The 8,537-nt window shown below is 72.1% G+C and carries 4 protein-coding genes; all 4 read left to right on the forward strand.

The features are described from left to right. The first annotated feature begins 212 nt into the window (after window positions 1–212). Entirely contained in the window at window positions 213–3,716 is a 3,504-nt protein-coding gene (locus ABNT58_RS06990) for an AAA family ATPase (protein ID WP_348752780.1), read from the forward strand. Then, complete coding sequence (locus ABNT58_RS06995) at window positions 3,716–4,969, forward strand: serine hydrolase domain-containing protein (RefSeq protein WP_348752781.1); 1,254 nt, start codon at window positions 3,716–3,718, stop codon at window positions 4,967–4,969. The genes ABNT58_RS06990 and ABNT58_RS06995 overlap by 1 nt, the downstream gene beginning before the upstream one ends. After that, entirely contained in the window at window positions 4,966–6,483 is a 1,518-nt protein-coding gene (locus ABNT58_RS07000) for a metallophosphoesterase (RefSeq protein ID WP_348752782.1), read from the forward strand. The genes ABNT58_RS06995 and ABNT58_RS07000 overlap by 4 nt, the downstream gene beginning before the upstream one ends. Further along, on the forward strand, window positions 6,480–8,537 hold a 2,058-nt coding region (locus tag ABNT58_RS07005; RefSeq protein ID WP_348752783.1), incomplete at its 3' end, for a GMC family oxidoreductase. The genes ABNT58_RS07000 and ABNT58_RS07005, both read left to right, overlap by 4 nt.

Here is an 8,537-nt window from a genome sequence, read left to right on the forward strand (position 1 = left end):
CGCAGCGAGTTGGACCGCGGGCCACCCGCCCGAGTAGCGCAGGGCAGTCCGCGTGCAGCGCGGACCGCGGAAGCTAAGCCCCCGGGCCCGCCCGCACGGCCCGGAGCAAACCAGCCAACAACCACCCAGGGTGTGATCGATCGCCCAGGCAAAAATTCACAACCCGATAACACAAACAGATACAGTCGCACATCCCTTCAAAGGACGCTTCGATGGTCAACCCCGTGCGTTTTTCGCACTTTGAGTTGCGGCCTGTCGAGCGTGTGCTGTTGGCCCAGGGGCAGCCGGTGGTGCTGGGCTCGCGTGCGTTCGATCTTTTGCGTGTGCTGGTCGACAAGGCCGGCGAGCTGGTTCGCAAGGACGAGTTGATGGATCAGGTCTGGCCCGGCCTGGTCGTGGAGGAAAACAACCTCCAGGTGCAGATCTCGGCGCTGCGGCGGGCGCTGGGGGTCAAGGCCATCGCCACCATTCCTGGCCAGGGCTACCGCTTTGCGCTGCCCATCGACGCGGCACAGCCGGCTGGCGCGCTCAGCGAAGCGGGTACCGTGCCCACCGCCCGCCGCCCCACGCCCGTCGGCGTGCCGCAGCGGCGCTCGGTCACCTTGCTGGTCGCGGCGTTCGAAGGCCTGCAGCGCCTGCTGGCCCAGTCGGGCCCCGAGGCGCTGGACGAAGCGCTGGGCCTGCTGCAGCCCCGGCTGCAGGCCATCGTCGAGAACCGTGGCGGCCTGCTCTCGCGGCTGGACATGATGGGCCTGGAAGCCCTGTTCGGCCTGCCCACGGCGCATGAAGACGACGTGCTGCAGGCGGCCGAAGCGGCGCTGGAACTGGCGGCCCAGGTGCAGCGCGACGGCCAGCCCACCGGCGTGAGCCTGGGCCTGCGCGTGGGCCTGGCCCATGGCAACGTGGTGGCTTCACCCACGCCCACCGGCTGGCGCATTGCCGGCACATTGCCGCCGCTGGCCACCATGCTGGCCGCGGCCGTGGCGCGCCACGAGGTGGCGGTGTGTGAAGACACCCGCCGGCTGCTGTCGCCTTACTTCCAGCTGCAGCCGCTGTGGGCGGCCGGCCCCGAGGCGCCCGATGCCAGCGCCAGCGCCGCGCCGCCGCACCCCGCCCGCCTGGCGTGGCGCCTGGGCGCCCGCACCGGCGCCGACGGCCGCATCGAAGCGGCGCAGGCCCGGGGCTTCACGCCGCTGGTGGGCCGCGGCAGCGAGCTCGAAGCGCTGCGCGGCTGGCTGGACGAAGCGCTGCAGGGCAGCGGCCACGCCGTCAACGTGGTGGCCGACGCGGGCTTCGGCAAAAGCCGCCTGATGCATGAGTTTCGCCAGCGCATCGGCCCGCAGGAAGCCACGGTGCTCACCAGCCGGTGCTCGCCGCAGGGCCGCCTGGGCGCCTTCCTGCCCTTCGTGCAGCTGCTGCGCGAAGCCCTGGCGCTGGCCCGGGTGCCGCCCGCCGAGCGGGAGGCGCAGGCGGTGCAGCGCCTGCTGGCCATCGATGCCCGGCTGCAGCCCTGGCTGCCGCAGCTGCTGCACCTGCTGTCCATCCCCAGCGAAGCCCATCCGCTGCCCGCCACGCTGGAAGGCGATGCCCGCCGCCATGCGCTGGCGCAGGCGCTGGTGGCCTGCATCACGGTGTCGGCGGCCGCCACGCCGCTGGTGCTGGCCTTCGACGACTGGCACTGGGCCGATGAGGCTTCGGGCGAGGTGCTGGAGCAGCTGGTGGAGGTGGTGGCCAGCCACCGCATCCTGATCGTGGTCACCGCCCGGCCGCAGACGGCGCTGGCCTGGTCGCGCCATGTGCATTGCAGCCAGCTGGGCCTGCGGCCGCTCAACCGGGCGCAGACCGCGCTGGTGGTGCGCAGCATGTGCCAGGCGGCCAGCGTGCCCGAGGCCATTGCCGATGCCATCCATGCCCGCACCGAAGGCAACCCGTTTTTTGCCGAGGAGCTGTGTCGCACCCTGATGGACCTGGGCCACCTGCACCTGGCCGCCGATGGTGCGCTGGCCGCGCGGCGGCCGCTGGCGGCGGTGGAGCTGCCCAGCACCATCGAGGCGGTGATCCAGGCGCGGCTCGATCTGCTGCCGGCCGATGCCCAGGGCATCGTGCGGCTGGCCGCCGTCATCGGCCGCGAATTCAGCCGAAGCGAGCTGCAAGCGCTGTGGCCCGCCCCCGATCAGGTGCCCGCCGCGCTGCAGCTGCTGGCCACCGCCGCCCTGGTGCAGCCCACCCGGCTGGTGCCTGAGCCGGCGTACCGCTTCCGGCATGCGCTGAGCCAGGTGGTGGCCTACGACGGCCTGCTGCAGCGCCAACGGCGAGAGCTGCATGAGCAGGTGGCCCGCCTGCTGGAGCAGCGCCATGCCGACCGCCTGGAAGACGCGCTGGAGCTGCTGGCCTACCACTACGGCCTGGGCCTGAGCCAGGACAAGGCGGTGAGCTACGCGATGCAGGCCGGCGCCAAGGCCGCGCGCCAGGCGGCGCATGCGGTGGCCGCGCGGCACTTCGAAGCCGCCATCGACAGGCTGGAAGCAGAAGGCGACGACGCCAGCCGCGACGAGGCCGCCGCCGGCCGGCTGCTGCAGGCGCATGTGGCGCTGGGCCATTCGCTGACCGTGCTGCACGGCTATGCCGAGCCGCGCCTGGTGCACACCTGCGAGCGGGCGCGTGCGCTGATCCGCCAGGGCGGGCCGGTGGCCCCGCGCTTTGCCGCCAGCTGGATGCTCTGGCGCCACTACTACAACCGCGCGCTGCTGCACGAGGCCGAGGCCATGGCCGACCAGCTGCTGGGCATGGCCCGAGAAGCCGACGAGCCGGCGCGGCTGCTGGCCGCCCACACCGCCCGCGGCATCGTGCTGTACCTGCAGGGCCGCTGCGTCGAATCGGCGCAGGCCCTGCAGGCTGCGCTGGCGCTGCACGATGCGGCCACCGAAGGCGCGCTGGCGCTGCAGTACGGGGCTTCGCCGGCGGTGATGGCCGGCAGCATCCTGGGCTGCGCGCTGAACGTGATGGGCGACTTCGAACGCGCCGAGCAGGCGCTGCGCCGTGCGCAAAGCCTGGCCGGTGAGCTGGCGCACCCGGGCTCGCAGGCCTTTGCCGGCTTCTACCTCAGCGGGTTCATGCTGCTCAACGGTCTGGCCGCGCCGGCCATGGCCGAGGCACAGGCGGTGGCCGACATCGCGCGCCGGCATGAGTTTGCGCACTGGCTGGCGCTGTCGCGCATGAACATCGCGTTGGCCCAGCTGCCCAACCCCGCGCTGGCGGCGCAGGCGCTGGCCGATTTCAGGGCGGCCGGCGAAGCGGTGATGGCCGCCGGCGTCGAGCTGGTGGCGGTGAGCCACCACCTGGTGCTGGCCCGCGTGAGCCTGCAGGCCGCCCGGCACGAGGCCGCGCAGGCGCACCTGCAGGCCGCCGAGGCCGCCATGTGCCAGGGCGGCATGCGTGTGTTCGAGCCGTTGCTGCTGAGCCTGCGTGCCCAGCTGCTGCTGCCCACCGACCGCGCCGCGGCCTGGCGCACCTTCAGCCAGGCGCTGGCGCTGGCCGAAGAGCGGCGCGCCGGGCTGCAGCAGGTGGACATTGCGCTGGAGCTGGCCCGCGCCTGGCGCAGCGCCGGCACCCCCGGCGAAGCGCTGCCGCTGCCCACCGCGGTGCTGGCCACCTTGCAGCGCGCAGCGCCCACCCCTTTCGTCACCCGTCTCAGGCAACTCGTGGAAGGCAGTTGATGTCCGCGACCTCCAACCCCAACCCGCCCATCCAGGGCGACGTGGCGCCCGGCTTCGAGCCGGTGCGCGAAGCCTTTGCCCAGGCCTTTGCCCAGCATGGCGAAACCGGCGCCGCCTGCACCGTGCTGCACCGCGGCCGCACCGTGGTGCAGCTGCGCGGCGGCACCACCGATGTGGCCCAGACCCAGCCCTGGCAGCCCGACACCCTGGTGCTGGTGTATTCGCTCACCAAGGGCATGACCGGGCTGGCGGCGGCGCTGGCCGTCTCCCGCGGGCTGTTCCGCTATGAGCAGCGGGTGGCCGAGGTGTGGCCCGAGTTCGCGGCCAACGGCAAGCAGGACGTGACCATCGGCCAGCTGCTGTCCGAGCAGGCCGGCATGGCCGCGATGGACCTGAAGCTCAGCCTGGGCAACATGGGCGACCAGAACACCCTGGCCGCCGCGCTGGCCCGCCAGGCGCCCAACTGGACGCCCGGCGACTGGGCCGGCAACCATGCCTACACCATCGGCTGGCTGGCCAGCGAGCTGATCCGCCGCACCGACCCGCAGCGCCGCACCCTGGGCCGCTTCTTCGCCGACGAGATCGCTGCGCCGCTGGGCGCCGACTTCCACATCGGGCTGCCGCCTTCGGTGCCGCGCGAGCGCATCGCACGCATCCAGGGCTTCGCGGCCTGGCGCATGCTGTTCGCGATGGACACGCTGCCGCCGCTAATGGTGCTGGGCATGTTCTGGCCCTGGTGCCTGACCTTTCGCACGCTCAACAACCCGCTGCTGCTGCAGGGGCCGGCGGCGCTGGACACGCCGGCCTGGTGGCCGATCGAGAACGGCGGCGCCGGCGGCATCGGCTCGGCCACCGCGCTGGCCACGGTCTATCACGAGTTCGCCACCGGCGGCCGGCGGCTGGGCGTGTCGCCCGCGGTGCTCCAGGCGCTGGCCGATGCGCCGCCTGCGCCGCGCAACGGCTGGCGCGACCAGGTGCTCAAGACCTCGCTGATGTACTCGCTGGGGCTGGAAAAGCCGTCGCCCTGGCTGCAGTTCGGCAGCTCGCCGGCGGCTTTCGGCACCTTCGCGGTGGGCGGCAGCTTTGCGTTCGGCGACCCGGCCACCGGCCTGGGCTATGCCTACGTCACACGCAAGCTGGGCCTCTACAAGTGGAACGACCCGCGCGAAAAACCCGTGCGCGACGCGGTGATGGCCTGCGTGGCCCGTCAACCCCAGACCTGCACCACCCCCGAGATGGAGACGATGGCATGAGTGCGCAAACCCCCGCCGTGGACGCCCAGCCGCATGCGCTGCGCTACCTCTGCCTGTCCGACCTGCACCTGGGCGCGGCCTACAGCCTGCTGACCTCCAGCGACGACAAGGACCAGCCCGACCCCAAACGGCCCAGCGCCACCCTGGTGGCCTTCGGGCAGGCGCTGCGGCAGACGGTGGCCGCGCTGCAGGCCGCCAGCCCCGGCAGCCCGCCGGTGACGCTGGTGCTGCTGGGCGACGTGCTGGACATGGGCCTGTCGCCCATGGGCGACGTGGCAGCCGCCTTCAACTGCTTCGTGCAGGCGCTGTACCCGGCCGATGGCCCGCAGCTGTTCAGCACCCAGGTGCTGTATGTGCCCGGCAACCACGACCACCACCTGTGGCGCGTGGCCCAGGACCGCCAGTACCTGGACCAGTTGGACCCGCCGGGCGACCTGCCACCGGACCTGATCGACACCACCGCGCTGTTCCCTGACAAGGAGAAGACGCCGGTGCGCAGCGAGCTGCTGACACAGCTGATGCGCCGCCAGCCGCACCTGGCCGATGCCACGGTGCGCATCGTCTACCCCAACCTGGGCCTGTTCGACGAAGCCAGCGGCCGCTGCGTGCTGATGCACCACGGCCACTACGTGGACAGCACCTATACCGTGATGTCGTCGCTCAACCAGGCGGTGTGGCAAACCCCGCCGCCCCAGGACGTGGCCACCATCGAAGGCCAGAACGGGCCCTGGGTGGACTTCCTCTGGAGCGACCTGGGCAGTGCCGGCACCACCGGCCAGAGCGCCCTCACGCTGTACGAGGTGCTGCGCGATGCCGGCGCTTCACGCACCTTCACCGAACTCGCGGGCGACCAGGCCGCGCAGCTGCTCAGCCGCACGCTGGGCATCAGCGGCCAGACGCAGACGGTGCAGGGCCTGACGGTGGAGCAGCTGCTGCGCGCGCTGATGGACGTGACCATCGGCCGCGGCGCCGAGAGCGAGCGCGACGACGACCTGCAATTGATGAGCGCCAGCGGCCGCCAGCTGCTGATCGACTACCTGGCCGGGCCGCTGAAGCGGCAGCTCGACGAGGCGCTGGCGAAGGTCTCGCCGACCGCGCCCACGCGCCTGGGCGCCACCCGCTTCATCTACGGCCACACCCACAAGCCGTTCGAGCGCGAGTTCGCGGTGCCCGGCTATCCGATGCCGGTGGCCGTCTACAACACCGGCGGCTGGGTGATCGACCAGCCCACCATGGGCGGCACCCAGGGCGCCGCCGCGGTGCTGGTGGACGCTGCGCTCAACGTGGCTTCGCTGCGCCTGTTCCAGGACCCGGCCAACGGCCACATGAAGCCGGTGCAGGTGTCCGACGTGGGCAGCATGCGGCCGCAGCCCAACCCGCTGCGCGATGCGCTGCTGGGCGCGGTGGAAGCGCAACGCGCCGCCTGGCAGGTGTTTTCACAGGCGGCCTGTGCGGCCGCCGAGCTGCAGGCGGCCCGCCTGCTCGACCGCTTCTTCCAGCCCCAGCAATCATGAGCAAGACGCTTTCGCTGCCCATCGGCCGCATGGCCGCGCATTACACCGTGGTGGTCGTGGGTTCGGGTTATGGGGCCGGCGTGGCCGCGTCGCGGCTGGCGCGTGCCGGCCAGCGCGTGTGCGTGCTGGAACGCGGCCGCGAGCTGCAGCCCGGCCAGTACCCCAACGACCTGGCCAGCGCCCAGGCCGAGATGCAGGTGGACACCGCCCGCGGCACCCTGGGCAGGCCCGATGGCCTGTACAACCTGCACCTGAACGACGACGTCAACGCGCTGGTGGGCTGCGGCCTGGGCGGCACCTCGCTCATCAATGCCAACGTGGCGCTGGAGATGGACAAGCGCCTGCTGCAGGCCGAGCACTGGCCGCAGGTGTTCCAGGACCACCCGGACCTGCTCGATACCTTCGCCGAGCGGGCGCGGGCGATGCTGGCGCCCACGCCGTACCCGCAGGACTGGCCGCCGCTGAACAAGCTGGACGCGCTGCAGATGGCCGCCAAGGGCATGAAGCAGCTCTTCAGCCGCCCGCCCATCACGGTGAACTTCGTCGACCAGACGAACCCCTTCGGCGTGGCGCAGCCCAAGTGCACCCTGTGCGGCGACTGCTGCAGCGGCTGCAACGTGGGCGCCAAGAACACCACGCTGATGAACTACCTGCCCGACGCCCGCAACCACGGCGCCGAGATCTACACCCAGTGCAAGGTGAGCCACCTCACGCGGGAAGGCGATGGCTGGCGGGTGCACTTCATGGCCGGTGGCGGGGCCGCGGGCACGGCGCCCGAGGCGCGCAGCGTCACCGCCGACATTGTGATGCTGGGCGCCGGCGCGCTGGGCAGCACCGAGATCCTGCTGCGCTCGCGCGACAAGGGGCTGCCGCTGTCGGACACGCTGGGCGAACGCTTTTCCGGCAACGGCGACGTGCTGGCCTTCGGCTACGACAACTACTGGCGCAACGATGCGCCGGCCGGCCAGCCCGCGCAGTGGGCCAACATCAACGGCGTGGGCGTGGGCACCAACACGGTGGCGGCGGCCAACCTGCCCGGGCCCTGCATCACCGGCCTGATCGACCTGCGCCTGACGGCCCGGCAGCCCGGCGACGGCCTGGTGATCGAAGAAGGCGTGATTCCCGGCGCGATGGCTTCGCTGGTGGCGGCGGGCTACTTCCTGGCCGAGACGCAGAGCGGCGGCTTCTTCGAGTACGGCACCGCCCAGGCCGAGCTGCGCCTGAAGGACGCGCAGCTGGTGGGCACCGCCGTGCAGACCGACCCCACCGGCCTGGCCGCGCTGGCCTACACCGGGCCGGCCGCACGCAGCCAGACCTACCTGGTGATGAGCGTGGACGACGCCGGCGGCCGGCTGAAGCTGGCCGATGACCGGCTGCTGATCGAATGGCCCGGTGCCGGCCTGAACGCCGCCGTGGTCCGCGACAACGCCAGGCTGCAGGACGCCGCCCGCGCCACCCAGGGCGAATTCATGCCCAACCCGCTGTGGACGGCGCCGATGGGCCACCAACTGGTGACGGTGCACCCGGTGGGCGGCTGCGGCATGGCCGACGACGTGAAAAACGGCGTGGTGAACGACCGCGGCCAGGTGTGGAACCCGGCGGGGCAGGGCGCCGATGCGCTGTACCCGGGGCTGTACGTGTGTGATGGCGCGGTGATGCCCGGGCCGGTGGGCGTGAACCCGCTGCTGACCATCGCTTCGGTGGCCGAGCGCACCGTGGCCCTGCTGGCGCAGGCGCGCGGCTGGACGCTGGACCTCGGCCTGCCCGCGGCCGGGCCGCTGCCGCCCGTGCCGGCCCCGGCGCCGGCACCGGCCCCCGCGCATGAAAGCCTCTTGCAGCGCCTGGGGCACGATCTGCAGGGCCTGATGGGTGGCATCGAAGGCCTGCTCAAGAAGATCGAGGAGGCGCTGGAAGACGGCGCCATCGAGGTGGGTGAAGCCCTGCTCAAGGAGGTGATCCGCGACAAGCCGACGCTGCTGTCGCCCACCTTCCAGTTCACCGAGACCATGCACGGCTGGGCCTGCGTGGTACCCCCGGGCCCGCCGGGCGAGCCG

The organism is uncultured Aquincola sp. (genome assembly GCF_964001545.1).
Lineage (GTDB): Bacteria > Pseudomonadota > Gammaproteobacteria > Burkholderiales > Burkholderiaceae_C > Aquincola.

Bases quoted from the DNA above. Each gene is read 5' to 3' on its own strand.
- ABNT58_RS07000 (WP_348752782.1), top strand. From the start codon at position 4,966: ATGAGTGCGCAAACCCCCGCCGTGGACGCCCAGCCGCATGCGCTGCGC.
- ABNT58_RS06995 (WP_348752781.1), top strand. From the start codon at position 3,716: ATGTCCGCGACCTCCAACCCCAACCCGCCCATCCAGGGCGACGTGGCG.
- ABNT58_RS06990 (WP_348752780.1), top strand. From the start codon at position 213: ATGGTCAACCCCGTGCGTTTTTCGCACTTTGAGTTGCGGCCTGTCGAG.